3 protein-coding genes are annotated in these 18,330 nt (G+C 76.5%); all 3 read left to right on the top strand.

The window, feature by feature from the left end; all coding sequences use genetic code 11:
* Nucleotides 1-78 precede the first annotated feature (78 nt).
* From ACWC9T_RS36330 to ACWC9T_RS36320, 3 genes are read left to right on the top strand one after another with little or no spacing between them, the layout of a single operon-like run.
* The gene (locus ACWC9T_RS36330) at nucleotides 79-1,722 is read left to right on the top strand and encodes a beta-ketoacyl synthase N-terminal-like domain-containing protein (protein ID WP_449825314.1); all 1,644 of its coding nucleotides are present in this window, start codon (nucleotides 79-81) and stop codon (nucleotides 1,720-1,722) included.
* A complete protein-coding gene (locus ACWC9T_RS36325) occupies nucleotides 1,719-8,597 on the top strand; it encodes an SDR family NAD(P)-dependent oxidoreductase (RefSeq protein WP_449825313.1) in 6,879 nt (2,292 codons plus the stop codon). Before ACWC9T_RS36330 ends, ACWC9T_RS36325 begins: the two co-directional genes overlap by 4 nt.
* Nucleotides 8,594-17,809, top strand: coding sequence for an SDR family NAD(P)-dependent oxidoreductase (locus tag ACWC9T_RS36320; RefSeq protein ID WP_449825312.1), 9,216 nt, complete (start codon nucleotides 8,594-8,596; stop codon nucleotides 17,807-17,809). The genes ACWC9T_RS36325 and ACWC9T_RS36320 overlap by 4 nt, the downstream gene beginning before the upstream one ends.
* Nucleotides 17,810-18,330 lie beyond the last annotated feature (521 nt).

The raw sequence follows: 18,330 nt of genomic DNA, 5'->3' as shown, positions 1-18,330 counted from the left end.
TTGAGCATCGTGGCCGGGAAGGTCTTGGCCGCGTCGATGCCGCTCTTCTGCAGCAGGGGCTTGAGGTCGATGAAGGCCTTGGTCGAGCAGAACATCGGCGTGGTCGCCGAGCCGTCGGCGGTGCTGGAGAACCCGACCGTGGCACTGCTCGCGGCGGCGCTGCGGGACCAGGTCCCGGCTCTCCCCTCCGCCGAGGCGCCCGCACCCGGGCCGACGTCCGCCGAGGCGCCCGCGCGTGCCGAGGTGACGGCCTCCGCCGAGGTGCCCGGGTCCGCCCGGACGGCGGCGTCGCGGGATGGCATCGCCGTCATCGGGATCGCCGCCCACTTCCCCGGCGCGCCCGACCACGCCTCGTTCTGGCGGAACCTGGCGTCCGGAACGGACTCGGTGACCGAGGTGCCGGCGTCCCGGTGGGACCAGGAGCGGTTCTGGCGACCCGTCCAGGAGCCCGGCACCACCGTCAGCAAGTGGGGCGGTTTCCTGGAGGGCATCGAGCAGTTCGACCCCGCGTACTTCCGGCTGGATCCGGCGGGCGCCGCGCACGTCGACCCGTTGGTCCGTCAGGTCCTCGAAACCGGAGCGGAGTGCCTGGCGGACGCCGGGCTCACCGCCGCCGATGTCGGAGGCCGGCGGGTGGGCGTTTTCGCGGGCGCCCGGGCGGCCAACTTCGGGGCACACCACGGCTCGGGAGGACCGCAGGCGATCAGCGGGATGGCGCAGAACTTCATCGCCGCCCAGCTGTCCCACTTCCTCGACCTGCGGGGGCCGTCCGTGGTGGTCGACTCGGCCTGCTCCTCGGCGCTGGTCGCGGTGCACCTGGCCGCGCAGAGCCTGCGGACCGGGGAATCGGACCTGGCGTTCGCCGGCGGTGCGGAGATCCTCCTCGACGAGGTGCCGTTCGTCGGCATGAGCGAGGCCGGCGCACTGTCGCCGACCGGCCGCTGCCACACCTTCGACGAGCGGGCCGACGGCATCGTCCTCGGCGAGGGCGCGGGCATGCTGCTGCTCAAGCGTCTCGCCGACGCGGTGCGGGACGGAGACCGGATCTACGCCGTGATCGAGGGCGGGGCCGTCAACAACGACGGCCGCACCATGGGCATCACCACGCCGAACCCCCGCGCGCAGCGGGAGGTGATCGAGGCGGCGCTGGCGGATGCGGGCGTCCGTCCGACGCAGATCGGCTACGTGGAGGCGCACGGCACCGGCACGATGATCGGTGACCCGATGGAGCTGAAGGCGCTCACCGAGGCCTTCCGCGGCGCCACCGACGAGATCGGCTTCTGCGGCGTCGGCAGCGTGAAGACCAACATCGGCCACACCCTGAGCGCGGCCGGCATCGCCGGACTGATCAAGGTCGTGCTCTCCGTCCACCACGCGCAGCTGCCGCCCACGCTGCACTGCGCGACGCTCAACCGGCGCTTCCGGTTCGACGAGTCGCCGCTGTTCCCGGTCCGGGAGCTGCGGCCGTTCGAGGGCCGCGAGGGCGTCAGGCGGGCCGCCGTCAGCTCGTTCGGGTTCGGCGGCACCAACGCGCACCTGGTGGTGCGCCAGGCGCCAGCCGGTCACGTCCCGTCGCAGACCCCGCTGGACCCGCCCCGCTACCAGCGGCGGTGGTTCTGGTTCGACCGGGCGGCGCAGCCGTCGGTCCCCGGGTCCGAGCCCACGCGGCCGGCGCCGTTCTTCGAGCTCCAGTTCCAGTCCGTGCCGGGAGGAAAGCAATGAACGCGTTGGATGGCCTGACCTGCACCGTGGTGGTGCGCGGGACCGACCCGGTGCTGCGCGACCACCGGGTGCACGGCACACGCATCCTGCCCGGCGTGTCGTTCCTCGACATGATCTACCGCATCCTGCTGGCCCACGGGGTCGACACCGAGCGGGTCGAACTGCGCCGGTTGCTGTTCCGCAATCCGGCGGCGGCCGGACCGGACTTCGACACCGAGGTGACGATCCGGTTCACCGCCGACGGTGACGGCTACCGGGTGTCGGCGACCGGCACCCGGCGGCCGTCGGGGGAGGTCGAGCCGCTCTTCGACTGCCGACTCCTGCTCGACCTGCCGTTCCCCGCGGAGTCGGTAAACCTGGCCGGTCTGCGCACGCGGGCCGCGCGCACCGTCGACATGGCGGAGCTGTACGAGACCGTGCGGCGCACCGGCATCGAGCACGGGGACTTCATGCGGGCCCGCGGCACGCTGCACGTCGGGGCCGGGGAACTGCTGGCGGACCTCACGCTGAGCCCGCAGGCCGCGGACTACGTCGAGTACTTCCACCTGCACCCGGCCGGGCTGGACTCCTCGACGCTGCTGCCGACGGTGTTCGCCACCGCGGACGTGGACGGTGCGGCGCGGCCGTACATCCCGATGCTGATCGAGTCGTTCCGCGCCCGCGGTCCGCTCGGGACACGCTCCCTGGTGGTCGCGGCCCCGCCCCGCCCGGCTGGTGCGGACGGCGACCTGACCACCTGTGACCTGCGCTTCCACGACGAGCGCGGGCAACTGCGGCTCTGGTTCAGGGGCCTGACGTCCAAGCGGGTCCGGGACGAGGCCGCCATCACCCGGCTGGAGGGCGCCGCGCCGGCCCGGGAGTCGGGCGAGGCCGTCGTGCGCCGGCTGCTCACCGAACGCCTCGACCGGACGGAGTTCGACGAGGAGGCGGGCTTCTACGAGCTGGGCCTGGACTCCTCGGCCCTGCTGGGCATCGCCGCGGACCTGGAGGGCGCGTTCGGCCGGGACTTCTCGCCGACGCTGCTGTTCGAACACAACACCTTCGCGGCCCTGGCCGAGCACCTGCGGGAGTTCCAGCCGGTGGCGGGCACCGCACCGGCCCCGGCCCCGGCCGCCGCGGCCGCTCCGGCCGAGGAGGTGCCCGCCGAGGTCGTCTGGTTCGCTCCGCACTGGCGGGCGGCGCCGCTGCCCGCGGCCGCGCCGCCGGCCGCCGTGCTGACCGTCGACGCGGCCACCGCGCACGACTGGCCGGCCCTGCTCGCGGGCACCGACGCCGCGGACGTGCTCTGGATCCCCGCCGATCCGCAGGACCTCGCGGCCGAGGCGGTCGCGTTGACCGGGTTCGCCGCGGCCCTGCTGCGCGCGCGCCGCGGCCCGGTCCGCCTCGCCCTCCACCTCGCCGCTGACGCGCCCGTCGCGGCCGTCGCGGCCCTGTTCCGGACCCTGCGCCGGGAGCAGCCGGACGTCCGGGCCGGCGTGGTGCGCTCCCCGTACGCGGCCGACGCCCTGGCGGAACTCGCCGCGGGCGTCCCGGACCCGGACGTGCGCTACACGGAAGGGCGGCGCGAGGTCCGGGACGTCCGGCCGGTTCCGGCCCCGGAGCGCCCCGCGCAGCTGCGCGACCGGGGCGTCTACCTGATCACCGGCGGTCTCGGCGGCGCGGGCCTGGCCCTGGCCCGCCACCTGGCCCGGACCGTCCGGGCCCGCCTGGTGCTCTGCGGGCGCACCGCCGCGGACCCGTCGGTGAGCGCCGAGCTGACCGCCCTCGGGGCGGAGGTCGCCGTCGCGGCGGCGGACGTCACCCGGGCCGAGGACGTGCGCCGCGTCGTCGACCTGGCGCTGTCCAGGTTCGGTGCGCTGCACGGCGTGGTCCACGCCGCCGGCGCGCTGCGCGACGGACTGATCGCGGGCAAGGCCGCCGAGGACGTCCGTGCGGTGCTCGCGCCCAAGCTCGCCGGCGCCCGCCACCTGCACGAGGCGACCCGGCACCTCGGGCTGGACTTCCTGGTGCTCTGCTCCTCCACGGCGGGGGCGTGGGGCAACCCCGGCCAGGCGGACTACGCCTGCGCCAACGCCTTCCTGGACGGCTTCGCGGAGGGGAAGCCGGGCGTGGTCTCGGTCGGCTGGCCGGCCTGGGCCGAGGGCGGGATGCCGCTCGACACCGCCGGGCTGCGGCGGATGGGCCTGCGGCCGATGGCCACCCCGACCGCCGTGGACATCCTGCTGGGGGCGGTCGGCAGCGGCCGCCCGCACGTGGTCGCCCTCGTCGGGTCGGCGGACCGGATCACCGGCGAGTTCGGGCCCGTGGAGGAACCGGTCGCCGAGCCCGTTCCCGCGCCGGTCCCCGTTCCGGCCCCCGAGGACGTCCGCGCCCAGGACCCCGCGGCCGCCGTGGAGCGGACCGCCGTCCCGGACGTCCACGACGACGACGCGATCGCCGTCGTGGGGATCAGCGGGCGCTACCCGATGGCCCGCGACCTCGACGAGTTCTGGGCGAACCTGCGCACCGGCCGCGACTGCATCACCGAGGTGCCCGCCGACCGCTGGGACCACCGGGCGATCCACACGGACACCAAGGGCCTGCCCGGCCGCTCGTACGGCCGCTGGGGCGGCTTCGTCGACGGCATCAACGAGTTCGACGCCGCGTTCTTCCACATCTCGCCGAACGAGGCCGCCGTGCTGGACCCGCAGGAACGGTTGTTCCTCCAGGAGGCGTGGCATGCGTTCGAGGAGGCCGGCCACGCGCCCTCGGCCTGGCGGGGCCGGGACGTCGGGGTGTTCGCCGGGGTGATGTACAACCAGTACCAGCTGTACGGGGTCCGGGACGAACCCGGCCTGGTGCCGTCCTCGTTCGCCGCCTCGATCGCCAACCGCGTCTCGTACTTCCTCGACCTGCGCGGGCCGAGCATCGCCCTCGACACCATGTGCTCGTCGTCCCTGACGGCGATCCACCTCGCCGTCGAGGCGATCCGGCGCGGCGAGTGCGAGGCGGCGCTGGCCGGCGGCGTCAACCTGCATGTCCACCCCAACAAGTACCTGCTGCTGAGCCAGTCGTCGTTCCTGTCCACCGACGGCCGCTGCCGGGCCTTCGGCGAGGGCGGGGACGGCTACGTGCCCGGCGAGGGGGTCGGCGTGGTGCTGCTGCGCCCGCTGCGCGACGCGCTGCGCGACGGCGACCACGTGCACGCCGTCATCCGCGGCACGACCCTCAACCACGGCGGCCGCACCGGCGGCTTCTCGGTGCCCAACCCGGCCTCCCAGGCCGCGCTGATCGCCCGGTCGCTGGCGGACTCCGGCGTGGACCCGGCCGAGCTCGGCTACCTGGAGGCGCACGGCACCGGCACCAGCCTCGGCGACCCGATCGAACTCGACGCCCTGGAGCGGGCGTTCGACCAGGCCGGCGCCGGTCGCGGCCCCTGGCCGATCGGTTCGGTCAAGTCGAACATCGGTCACCTGGAGTCGGCCGCCGGCATCGCCGCCGTCAGCAAGGTCGTGCTCCAGCTCCGGCACCGGCAGCTCGTGCCCTCCCTGCACGCCGATCCGCTCAACCCCGCCGTGGACTGGGACGGTTCGCGCTTCCGGATGCAGCGCGCCACCGAGCCGTGGGCGCCGCGCGAGGGCGGGCCGCGCACGGCGGCGATCAGCTCCTTCGGCGCGGGCGGCGCCAACGCCCACGTGGTGCTGGCCGAGCACCCCGCCGAGGCGGTGGCACCGGCACCGGCCGAACCCCGGCTGTTCGTGCTCTCCGCCAAGGACGCCACCCGGCTGGACGCCGTGGTCGAGGAGTTGCTCGCCCACCTGGAGCGGGCCGCCGACGGAGACGCCGCGTCGGCTCTGGAGGCGATCCTGACCGAGGTGGTCGGCTTCCCGGCCGACCCGCGCGAGCCGCTGGCCGAACTCGGCCTCGACTACCCGCGGCTGGCCGAACTCGCGCACCGCGTCGAGGCGGCCTTCGGCGTCCGGCCGCTCATCGACGAGGGGACCACCCCCGCCGAGCTGGCAGCCCTGCTCGCGACGCAGGCCCCCGCGGTGGACCTGGAGGCGCTCGCCTACACCCTCTGGGCCGGCCGCGACCACCTGGACGAGCGGCTCGCCGTCGTCGCCACCACCACCGCCGAGCTCACCGAGGCCCTGCGCGCCGGGACCGGCCACCGCGGCCGCCGTCGGCGCGCCGCGGCGCCCGTCGCGGCCGGCGACCTGCAGACCCTCGCCCGTGCCTGGGTCGAGGGCGCCGAGATCGCCCTCGCCCCACCCGCGCGCCCGCGCCGGCTGTCGCTGCCCGGCTACCCGTTCGCCCGCGAGCGCCACTGGGTCGAGACCGGCCGCGCGGGCGTCCGCCCGCGGGCCGAGGCGGTCGAGCTGGTCGAACTGGCCGACGGCGACGTGCTCACCGCGCGGACGTCCCGGGCGGACCAGCCCTGGCTGGCCGACCACACCGTGGACGGCACCGCCCTCGTCCCCGGTGCCTTCCTGGTCGAGCTCGTCCTGCAGGCCGGGGCACGGCTCGGCTGCCCCCGGATCGCCGAGCTGGTGATCCAGGCCCCGCTGCTGTTCGACGACGCCGACCTGCGCGTCACCGCCCGGCCCACCGGCGCGGACGGCCGGCGCGAGTTCGAGCTGCACGCCCGCCCGGCGGGCGGCGTCTGGACCCGGCACGCGACCGGTGCCCTCGACCCCGCCCCCGCCGACGCCCCGAGCACGCCGCCGCTGCCCGGCGACGCCGAGGAACTCGACGTCACCGGGCTGTACCAGGGCCTGACCGGGTACGGACCCGCCTTCCAGGGGCTGCGCCGGGCCTGGCGCACCGGCGAGGCCGTGTACGCCGACGTGGTCGTGCCCGGCGGGGACGCCGGGCCCTACGCCCTACACCCGGTTCTGCTCGACTCCGCCCTGCACGCGGTGGCGCTGGCCGGCGTCCTCGACGGCGACCGCCCGCGCCTGCCGTTCGCCTGGTCGGGCGTCCGGGTGCACGGCCCCGGCGCGACGACGGCCCGGGCCAGGGTCGCCCACCTGAGCCCCGACACCGTCGAGGTACGGCTCACCGACCCGGCCGGCCGGCCGGTGGCGACCGTCGAGTCGGTCGTCCTGCGCCCGGCCGGAGCCCCACTCGACCCGCTGTACCGGGTCGAGTGGGTCCCGGTGGACCCGACCCGGCCGGAGCGGACCGCCCGCTACGCGGTGGTCGGCCCCGACCCGGCCGGCGCCGCGGCCGCCCTGGCGGCGTCCGGCGCCGAGGTCGTCCGGGCCGCGGAGCTGTCCTCGCTGGCGGACGTGCCGCCGGTGGTCGTGCTGCCCGTCGCCTCGGACGGGCCGAGCGGCGCCGCCGCCCGTGCGCTCACCCGGCAGGTGCTCGACCGGATCCAGGAGTGGCTGGCGGCGGAGCGGTACGCCACCGCCCGGCTCGTCCTGCTCACCACGGCGCCCGATCCGGCCACCGCCGCCGCCTGGGGCCTGGTGCGCTCCGCGCAGTCCGAGCACCCCGGCCGGTTCACGCTGGTCGAGGCCGACGACCTCGCCGGCCTGCCGGCCGCCCTGGGCTCCGACGAGCCGCAGCTGTCCCTGCGGGACGGCGCCGTCCGAGCGGCCCGCCTCGTCCGGATGCCCGCCGGGACGGCCGAACCCGGGCCGCGCAGCCACGGCACCGTCCTGGTCACCGGCGCTGGCGGCGCCCTGGCCGGCCCGGTCGTCCGCCACCTGGTCGAGCGGCACGGGGTCCGGGACCTCCTGCTGGTCAGCCGCAGCGGCCGGGCCCCGGAGGGCATGGCCGGCCTCGACGCCCGCATCGAGACCGCCGCCTGCGACGTCGCCGACCGCGCCGCGCTCGCCGCGCTGCTGGCCGGCCGGACGGTCACCACGGCGATCCACGCCGCGGGCGTGCTCGACGACGGGGTGGTCACCGCCCTCGACACCGAACGCCTCGACACCGTGCTGCGCCCGAAGGCCGACGGTGCCACGCACCTGCACGAGCTGCTGCCCGACGCCGATCTGGTGCTGTTCTCCTCGGTCGCCGGCGTCCTCGGCGGCCCCGGCCAGGGCAACTACGCCGCGGCCAACGCCTTCCTCGACGCCCTCGCCCGGCACCGGGTCGCGGGCGGCGGCCGCGCCGTCTCGGTGGCCTGGGGCCCCTGGGCGACGGACGAGGGCATGACCGCCGACCGCGCCCGGCTCGCCCGCGCAGGCATCGAGCTGCTGCCGGCGGACGCCGCGCTGCGCCTGCTCGACGCAGCCCTCGCCGGAACCGAACCCGAGGTGGCCGCCATCCGCCTCACCCCCGGCCGCGCCGCCGCCGTCCCGCACCTGCTGCGCGCGCTCGTTCCGCCCGCGCCCGCCGCGGCCGACCCCGCCCTGACCGGCCTCGCCGTGCTCGAACCGGACGAACGGCGCACCCGCCTGTCGGCCGTCGTCCGCGGCCAGGCCGCCGCGGTGCTCGGCTACGCCGACGCCGGCGCGATCGAACCCGACCGCTCCTTCCAGGAGCTCGGCTTCGACTCGCTGAGCTCGGTCGAGTTCCGCAACCGGCTCGGCGCCGCGCTCGGCCTGACCCTGGAGGCCACGCTCGTGTTCGACCACCCCACCCCGGCCGACCTGGTGGCCCACCTCGACGCGCGGCTCGGTGGCGCGGACCGCGCGGGCGACCTGCCGTCCCTGTTCGCGGCCTTCGACCGGCTGGCCGCCGAGCTCACCGCCGCCGCCACCGACGACCTCGCCCGAGACCGGGCCGCCGAACGCGTCCGCGGCCTGCTCGACGAGCTGACGCCGCCCGCCGAGCCGGGATCGCTCGACCCCTTCGAGACCGCGACCGACGACGAGGTCTTCGCCCTGATCGACGCCGAGCTCGGCAGCCCGCTGCCGGGACTGGAGGACCGTACCCGATGACCACCGACGACAAGCTGCGCGAGTACCTGCGGCGGGTCACCGCGGAACTCCAGTCGACCAAGCGCCGACTGCGCGACCTGCAGGACCGCTCCTCCGAGCCGATCGCGATCGTCGGCATGGCCTGCCGCTACCCCGGCGGCGTCGCCTCGCCCGACGACCTGTGGGAGCTGGTCGCCGAAGGCCGGGACGGCATCAGCCGGTTCCCCGCCAACCGCGGCTGGGACCTCGACGCGCTCTACCACCCCGACCCGGACCACCCCGGCACGACCACCGTCCTGCAGGGCGGCTTCCTGCACGACGCCGCCGAGTTCGACGCCGGGTTCTTCGGCATCTCGCCCAAGGAGGCCCACTACACCGACCCGCAGCAGCGGATGATCCTGCAGGCCTCCTGGGAGGCCGTGGAACGGGCCGGCCTGGACCCGACCGCCCTGCGGGAGAGCCGTACCGGCGTCTACACCGGCGTGATGCACCACGACTACCCGGGTGCCCAGGGCGCGGGCAGCGTCGTCTCCGGGCGGGTGGCCTACCAGCTCGGCCTGCGAGGCCCCGCCGTCACCGTGGACACCGCCTGCTCCTCCTCGCTGGTCGCCCTGCACCTGGCCGTCAGGGCTCTGCGGCGCGGCGAGTGCGACATGGCACTGGTGGGCGGCGCGACGGTGCTGGCGACCCCGACCGCCTTCGTCGAGTTCAGCCGCCAGCGGGGGCTGGCCCCCGACGGCCGCTGCAAGCCGTTCGCCGCCGCCGCCGACGGCACCGCGTGGTCCGAAGGCGTCGGCGTCCTCGTGGTCGAGCGGCTGTCGGCGGCGCTCGCGGCCGGCCGACCGGTCCTCGCGGTGGTGCGCGGCACCGGGGTCAACTCCGACGGCGCCAGCAACGGCCTCACCGCGCCCAACGGCCCCGCCCAGCAGCGGGTCATCCGCGAGGCCCTGGTCGACGCGGGCCTCACCCCCGCCCAGGTCGACGTGGTCGAGGCGCACGGCACCGGCACCCCGCTGGGCGACCCGGTGGAGGCGCAGGCCGTGCTCGCCGCGTACGGCAAGGAGCGCGCCGAGCCGCTGCGACTGGGCTCGATCAAGTCGAACCTCGGGCACACCCAGGCCGCGGCCGGCGTCGCCGGGATCATCAAGATGGTCATGGCCATGCGCCACGGCATGCTGCCCAGGACCCTGCACCTGGACGAGCCCACCCCGTACGTCGACTGGTCGGCGGGCGAGGTGGAGCTGCTGGCCGAGGACACGCCCTGGCCGGCCGGTGCCGAACCCCGGCGGGCGGCCGTCTCCTCGTTCGGCGTCAGCGGCACCAACGCCCATGTGATCCTGGAGGAACCGCCCGTGGCGGCCGACCGGGACGAACCCGCCGAGGACACCCCCGGGCCGTGGATCTGGGCGCTGTCCGGCCGGTCGGCCGCCGGGCTGCGTGCCCAGGCCGAGGCCCTGACCGGGTACCTGGCCGGGCGGCCCGCCCTGCGACCGGGCGACGTCGCCCTCTCACTGGCCACCACCCGGGCCGCGCACGAGCACCGCGCCGTCGTCCGCGGCGCCGACCGCGCCGAGCTGACGGCGGGCCTGGCCGAACTCGCGGCCGGCCGCCCCTCGTCGGCCGTGGTCGAGGGCACCGTCGGCCCGTCCGGCGGGGTGGCCTTCCTCTTCCCGGGCCAGGGCTCGCAGTGGCGGGACATGGCGGTGGAACTGCTGGACACCAACGAGGTGTTCCGGGCCCGGATCGCCGAGTGCGCGGCCGCGCTCGCCCCGCACGTCGACTTCGACCTGGAGGCCGTGCTGCGCGGCGCGGGGGACCTCGAGCGGGTCGACGTCGTCCAGCCCGCCCTGTTCGCCGTGATGGTCGCCCTCGCCGACGTCTGGCGCTCGCTGGGCATCCGGCCCACCGCCGTGGTCGGCCACAGCCAGGGCGAGATCGCCGCGGCCTGCGTGGCCGGCGCGCTCACCGTGGCGGACGCCGCCCGCGTGGTCGCCCTGCGCAGCCGGGCCCTGCTCGCGCTCTCCGGCCGCGGCGGGATGATGTCCGTCGCCCTGCCCGCCGACCAGGTCCGCGAGCGGCTACGCCGCTGGGACGGCCGCCTGGCGGTCGCCGCCGTCAACGGCACGTCCTCGGCGGTCGTCTCCGGTGACGTCGACGCGCTGGACGAACTCCTCGCCGCCTGCGAGGCCGAGGAGGTGCGGGCCCGCCGGGTCGACGTCGACTACGCCTCGCACTGCTCCCACGTCGAGGCCGTCCGCGACCAGGTCCTGGAGGCGCTCGCACCGGTGCGCCCGCGCGCCCCCGAAGTGCCGTTCTTCTCCTCCGTCGAAGGCCGGTGGATCGACGGTGACGACGCCTTCGACGCCGACTACTGGTACCGCAACCTGCGCGAGACGGTCCGCTTCGACGAGGCCGTTACCGCGCTCGTCCGGCGCGGCTGCACGACCCTGCTGGAGGTCAGCCCGCACCCGGTGGTCACCACCGGGGCGCAGGAGACCGTCGAGGCGCTCGACGCCGACATCACCGTCGCGCACACGCTGCGCCGCGACGAGGGCGGACAGGCGCAACTGCTCACCGCGCTCGCCCAGTTGCACGTCCGCGGCGTGCGACCGGACTGGTCGGCGGTGTGGCCCGGCGCCCGCCGCGTCGAACTTCCCACCACCGCCTTCGTCACCGAGCCGTACTGGCGCGCCGACGACGACCCGGCCGCCCTGGGCCTGGACCTCGTCGACCACCCCGTCCTGCGCGCCTGCCTGGGTGGCGAGGAGACCGTCCTGACCGGCCGGCTCTCCCTGGCCGCCCTGCCGTGGCTGGCCGACCACGTCGTCGACGGACTGGTGGTGCTGCCCGGCGCCGCCATCGCCGAACTGGCCGCCCGGGCCGGCGACGAGGTGGGCTGCGCGGTCGTCGACCAGCTGACCCTGCTCACCCCGGTCGTCCTGCCCGAGGACGCCGAGGTCCGGGTGCGGCTCGACGTCGCCGCGCCCGCCGAGGACGGCTCCCGCGCACTGACCCTGCACACCCGCACCGGCGGGACGGGCCACTGGACCACCCATGCCACCGCCGTCCTGCTGCCCGCCGCCGACGAACCGGCACCCACGCCCGTCCCGTGGCCGCCGGCCGACGCCGAACCGCTCGACGTGGAGGAGCTCTACGCGCGGCTGCGCGGCGCCGGACTGCCGTACGGCCCGGCCTTCCGCGGCGTGCGGGCACTGTGGCGCGGCCGTGACGGCGCCGTGTTCGCCGAGGTCGTACTGCCCGGCATCGAGCCGGACGGCTTCGTCCTGCACCCCGCGCTGCTCGACGCCTGCCTCCACCCGGTGGCGCTCGGCGGCTTCCTCACCGGGCCGCAAGACCGGCCCTCGCTGCCCTTCGAATGGTCGGGCGTGCGCGTCCACGCGGTCGGCGCCGACACCGTCCGGGTGGCCGTCACCGCGGCCGGGCCCGACGCCGTCCGGGTCGAGCTGGCCGACCCGTCGGGCGCGCCGGTCGCCTCGGTGGACACGCTCGTGCTGCGCCCGCTGCCCGAGGGCGCCCTGGGCCGGTCGGGCAGCCGCGACCTGCTGCGCCCCCACTGGGTGGGGCGCGCCCTCCCCGACGGCGCCGCGGTCGACTTCGCGGTGTCCGACCCGGATCTCGCCGCGCTGCTGAAGCGTCAGCCCGCGACAGACGCCGCGCCATTCGTCCTGACCCCGGCGCCGACCGGTGAGCCGGCCGCCGCCGTGGCGAGCGCGCTCACGACGGTGCAGGAATGGCTGGCAGACGAGCGGGCCGGGGCCGCGACCCTCGTCGTGGTCACCCGCCGGGTGCGCGAGGACGTCGCCGAGGCCGCCGTGGCCGGCCTCGTGCGCTCCGCCCAGGTCGAACACCCCGACCGCTTCCTGCTGCTCGACCTGGCCGACGACTCCGACGCGACGCTCGCCGCGGTACCCGCCGCGCTGGCCGCCGGCGAGCCGCAGATCGCGCTGGCCGACGGCGCCGCCACGGTGCTCCGGCTGGAACGCACGGCACCGGCCGCCGACCCGACCGCGGACCCGGGAGCCAACCCGACCGGGGAACTCGGCAAGGTCCTGATCACCGGGGCCTTCGGCACCCTCGGGCAGCTCGTCGCCCGCCACCTGGTCGACGCGCACGGCGTGCGCGAACTGGTGCTGGTCGGCCGACGCGGCGCACGGACCCCCGGCGCGGCCGAGCTCGCCGACGCGCTGACCACCGCCGGTGCGACGGTCGAGACGGCGGCCTGCGACGTGGCCGACCGCGCCGCGCTGGCCCGGCTGGTCGACGGCGCCGGCTTCACCACCGTCGTCCACGCCGCGGGTGTCCTGGACGACGCCCTGGTCACCGACCTGACGCCGGAGCGCCTCACCCGCGTGCTGGCACCCAAGCTCGACGCGGCCCACCACCTGCACACCCTCCTGCCCGACGCGCGGCTGGTGCTCTTCTCCTCGGCGGCCGGCCTGCTCGGCGGGTTCGGGCAGGCCAACTACGCGGCGGCCAACGCCGGACTCGACGCCCTGACCCGGCTGCGCCACGCCCGGGGCCTGCCGGGAGTCTCGCTGGCCTGGGGCCTGTGGGAGGCCGAGAGCACCATGACCGAGGGGGTCGACCGCGACGGCTTCGGCCGCTCCGGCTTCCTCGCGCTGTCCGACCGCGCCGGCCTCGCCGCCCTGGACGCCGCCCTTGCCTCGGCCGAGCCGGTGCTCGCACCCATCCGGATCGACCCGGCCGCCCTGCGCGCGATGGGCGACGCGGTACCCGCCGCGCTGCGCGCCCTCGTCGGTGCGCCGGCCCGCCGCACCGCCGCCGGCGGCGGCGCGGCCGTCGACCCCGAGCTGGGCGGCCGCCTGGCCGGCAAGACCCCGGCCGACCGGCAGCGGGTCCTGCTCGACCTGGTGGCCGGGCACGCCGCCGCCGTCCTCGGACACGGCTCGTCGGACCTCGTCGACCCCGACCGGGCCTTCAAGGACGTCGGCTTCGGCTCGGTCAGCTCCGTCGAACTGCGCAACCGCCTCTCCGCCGCCACCGGCCTGCGGCTGCCCGCGACCGTGGTCTTCAGCCATCCCAGCCCGGCCGCGCTGGCCCGCCACCTGGACGACCTGCTCGCCGGTGCGCAGGCGGCGGCGCCCGTCGCGGCCCCCTCCCAGCAGGCCGACGCGGACGACCCCGTCGTCCTCGTCGGGATCGGCTGCCGGCTCCCCGGCGGGGTCGGCACCCCGGAGGACCTCTGGGAGCTGCTGCGCGCCGAACGCGACGGCATCGGGCCCTTCCCCGAGGACCGCGGCTGGCCGATCGACCGGTACGACCCGGACCCGGCCGCCGCCGGGCGCAGCTACGTCCGGCACGGTGGCTTCATGACCGGCGCGACCACCTTCGACGCGGCCTTCTTCGGCGTGTCGCCGCGCGAGGCCGCCGCGATGGACCCGCAGCAGCGCCTCCTGCTGGAGACCGTCTGGGAGGCGTGCGAGGACGCCGGGGTCGACCCCACCACGCTGCGCGGCACCCGGACCGGCGTGTTCGTCGGCTCCATGTACCAGGACTACGGCCGCCTCCTGGAGGGCCCGGCGGCCGAGGGCTTCCTCGCCCCTGGCGTCGGCGGCGGCGTGCTGTCCGGCCGGGTCGCCTACACGTACGGCCTGGAAGGCCCGACCGTCACCGTCGACACCGCCTGCTCGTCGTCCCTGGTGGCCCTGCACCTCGCCGCCCAGTCCGTCCGGGCGGGGGAGTGCGACCTCGCGCTGGCCGGCGGGGTCACGGTGCTCTCGACGCCGATGGTGTTCGTCGAGTTCAGCCGCCAGCGCGGACTGGCCGCCGACGGCCGGTGCAAGCCGTTCGCCGCCGCGGCCGACGGCACCGCGCTCGGCGAGGGCGTCGGCGTGGTGCTCGTCGAGCGCCTCTCGCGGGCCCGCGCCCTCGGCCACGAGGTGCTGGCCGTGCTGCGCGCCAGCGCGGTGAACTCCGACGGCGCGAGCAACGGCCTCACCGCGCCCAACGGCCGCGCCCAGGAACAGGTGATGCGGGCGGCCCTGGCCGCCGGCGGCCTGCGCCCCGCCGACGTGGACGCCGTCGAGGCGCACGGCACCGGCACGGCGCTCGGCGACCCGATCGAGGCCCAGGCGGTGCTGGCGGTCTACGGTCAGGACCGCCCGGCGCCGCTCTGGCTGGGCTCGCTCAAGTCCAACCTGGGGCACGTGCAGGCCGCGGCCGGCATCGCGGGCGTCATCAAGGCCGTGCTGTCCATCCGGCACGGGCTGCTGCCGCGCAGCCTGCACCTCGACGCGCCGTCACCGCACGTCGACTGGAGCGCGGGGAACGTCGCCCTGCTGAGCTCGGCCCAGCCCTGGCCCGAGCGTCCGGGCCCCCGTCGGATGGGCGTGTCCTCGTTCGGGATCAGCGGGACCAACGTCCACGTGGTGGTCGAACAGGCGCCGCCGGCGGCCGCCGCCGAGCCGACCGGGCCCGACCTGGAGGGCGTGCCGTGGCTGCTGTCGGCGCGCTCCGAGGCGGCGCTGTCCGCCCAGGCCGCCCGCCTGCTGGAGGCGGACACCACGGACCTGCCCGCCGTCGCCCGCGCCCTGGCCACCACCCGGTCCGCCCAGCGGTACCGGGCGGCGGTAACGGGCGCGGACGAGCCGGCCCTCCGTACGGCCCTGACCGCCCTGGCGGCCGGCCGGACCGACCCGGGCCTGCGGCGCGCGACGGCCGGCCGGCCCCGGCTCGCCCTGCTGTTCACCGGGCAGGGCAGCCAACTCCCGGGCATGGGACGGGAACTGTACGGGACCTTCCCGGTGTACGCGCAGGCCTTCGACGAGGTCTGCGAGCTCTTCGACCTGGGCTGCCCGCTGCGCGAGGCGGTCTTCGGCGAGGAGGGGCCGCTCGACCGCACCGAGTACACCCAGGCGGCGCTGTTCGCCCTGCAGGTGGCCCAGGCCCGGCTGCTGTCCTCCTGGGGCGTGACGCCCGACTTCCTGATCGGCCACTCCGTCGGCGAGCTCTCCGCCGCCTGCGTGTCCGGCCTGATCCCGCTCGACCAGGCCGCCGCGCTGGTGGCCGCCCGGGGCCGGGTGCTCGGCGCCCTCCCGCCGGGCGGCGCGATGGTGTCGGTCCGGGCGTCCGAAGACGAGGTGCTCGCCCTGCTCGACGGCCGGGAGGACCGGGTGGCGATCGCCGCCGTCAACGGGCCGGCGGCGGTGGTGCTCTCGGGGGACGACGAGGCCGTGACGGCGGTCGCCGCCGAGCTCGCGGCCCGCGGGCACCGCACCCGCCGGCTGAACGTGGGCATCGCCTTCCACTCGCCGCTCGTGGAGCCGGCGCTCGCCGAGTTCCGCGAGACCGCCGAGGCAGTGCGGTTCGGGACGGCCCGGATCCCCGTCGTCTCCACCGTCCGCACCGACGCGCCCATGGACACCCCCGACTACTGGGTGGACCAGCTGCGCGGATCGGTCCGCTTCGCCGATGCCGTCCGCCGTGCGCACCAGGACGGGGCCACCGCGTTCCTGGAGGCCGGCCCCGACGCGGTGCTGGCCCCGGCCGCCGCGGCGTGCCTGCCGGACCTCCCCGTCCGACCGGTCGCCCTGCTGCGACGGGACCGGACGGACGTCCGCGCGGCCACCGAGGCGCTGGGAGCCCTGCACACGCACGGGGTGCCCGTGGACTGGGCGGCCGTCCACGAGGGCAGGCCGCTGCGCCGGGTGTCGCTGCCGCGGTACGCGTTCCGCAGCCGGCACTACTGGCCCGCGCTCGTCGTGCCGGAGCCCGCCGTACCGGGCCCCGCGGTGCCCGAGCCTGCGGCGCCCGAGCCCGCGGACACCGTGCTCGCCCCGCTCTGGTCCGCCCTGGAGAACGACGACGCCGCCGCGGCGCTGGACCTGCTCGACCTGCGGGGGGACGAGACGCCCGCCCAGATCCTCGCGGCTCTCGGCCGGTTGCGCTCCGGCGTCCGGCTCCCGGTCATGCAGGCGGCCCGGTGGCGGCGCGTCCCGGACGACCCCACCCCGGCCCTCGACCAGGACGTGCTGCTCCTTGCCCCGCCCGGGGGCGACGACGACCTGGCCGACGCGCTCGCCGGGGCCCTGGCCCGGCACGGCGCACGCGTGCGGACCGCCGGCGGCGAACGGCCGGACCTCGTCGTCGCGCTGCCCGGGGCCGAACCGGTCGCGGCGCCCGGCGTCCCGCGGTGGGCCCTCGGCGCGGACGGTGCCGGCCTGGTCGGCGACCACCTGGTGATCCTGCCGCCGGTGGTCGACGCCCGGGCCCGGGCCCGGCTCTGCGCGGTGATCGCCGAGGGGCACCCCGAGGCCCGGATCGAGGCGGACGGCGTGTCCGTGCGCGTCTACGAGACGGTGGAACCGGCCGACCGGTGGCGCCCGGCGGGCGACGTCCTGCTGTCCGGCCTCCCGGACGGGCTCACCGAGGCGGTGGCCGACGCCGTACGGCGTTCCGGCGCCCGCTGCCTGGTGGCCGGGGACACCCCCTGCCCACCCGGAGCCGTCCGGCTCGGCGAGGAGGAGGGCGCGGTGGCGCTCGCGGCGGCGATCGTCGGAGCCGGGGCCGAACCGGGGCTCGCCGGGAAGGACGGGACGGTACCGCTGGTCGCCGTCGTGTCGGTGGGGGAGCGGGTGGCGGAGCCGTCGGCCGGGGTCCTCGCCCTCGGCCGCACTACGGTCACGGTGGCGGTCGCTCCGGGGCTGGACCCGCGGGCGGCGGCGGCCGGGCTCTTCCGGGCGATGGCCGCGGGCGAGCCGACGGTCCGCCTCGTCGGGGGGGACGCCGTGTCGGGCGTGACAACCGTGCCTGCCGCGCGGCTCGCGAGCGCGCCCCTCTTCCTGCCGGCCGTTGCTTCCGCGCCCGGCATTTCCGAGCCCGGCGTCGATTTCGGTCCGGCTGTTGATTCCGGTCCGGAGAGCGCGGCCGGCGAGCCCGAGCCCGGGCCCAATCGGCAGGCCGAACTCTGGGTGGCACTGGCCGAGTTGCCGCGCGAGCGGTGGGAAGAGGCGGTGCTGGGCGGAGTACGCGGGCTGGTGGCCGCAGTACTGGGGCACGAGTCCGCCGACGAGGTAGGGACCGAGACCGAGTTCTTCGACCTCGGCCTCACCTCCGTCACCGCGATCGAGCTGCGCGACCACCTCGTCACCCTGACCGGACTCGACTGGGCCGCGGACGTGCTCTACGAGAACCCGACGCCGCAGGTGCTGGCAGACCTCGTTATCGACCGGCTGGCCGCCGCCATGGGGTGACACCCGGCTGCCCGGCCGGCCTCCTCGCCCTGTCACCCCACCCCGCCTTGGGGATGGTGACAGGGCGCGGGCAGGCGTGCCATGCCGCACCCGCGGCTGATGGGTGTACCGCGAAGTGCCCCGGGTCGGGTTTGTGCCGTACAGGTTCGGGGACGGTGCCGTGGCTTGGTTTGCCTGTGGCGCCTGTTGGGCGTAGTGTTCTCTAGCTGCTCGGCAGGGAGCACCGGACACGCATCGGCGCGGACGGTCCCGGAGCAGCCAATCCCCTGAAACACCACTTCCCGGCTCGGGCCGGGTCGCGTCCGCGTTTTCGCGTCGCGACTCGGGGCGAATTCGGCGTGCGTGTTTTATATGGGTTGCGGCCGGATTCGCTTTTCGGAGCGGGGATCGGCTAGTGTTTGAAACGTCGGACGGGGCGTCAAGCCTTGGAAGACACCGGCGAGTTGGATGAACGAAGCCCGGAAACGGAGCGGAAAACATCTGATAAGCTGGAAACACGAAAGAACGAAGCGCCCGGAGGG

The organism is Kitasatospora sp. NPDC001159 (genome assembly GCF_053598235.1).
This window is presented reverse-complemented; position numbering and strand designations above follow the sequence as displayed.

Coding starts and splice junctions, on each gene's coding strand:
- ACWC9T_RS36325 (WP_449825313.1), top strand. CDS start 1,719: ATGAACGCGTTGGATGGCCTGACCTGCACCGTGGTGGTGCGCGGGACC.
- ACWC9T_RS36320 (WP_449825312.1), top strand. CDS start 8,594: ATGACCACCGACGACAAGCTGCGCGAGTACCTGCGGCGGGTCACCGCG.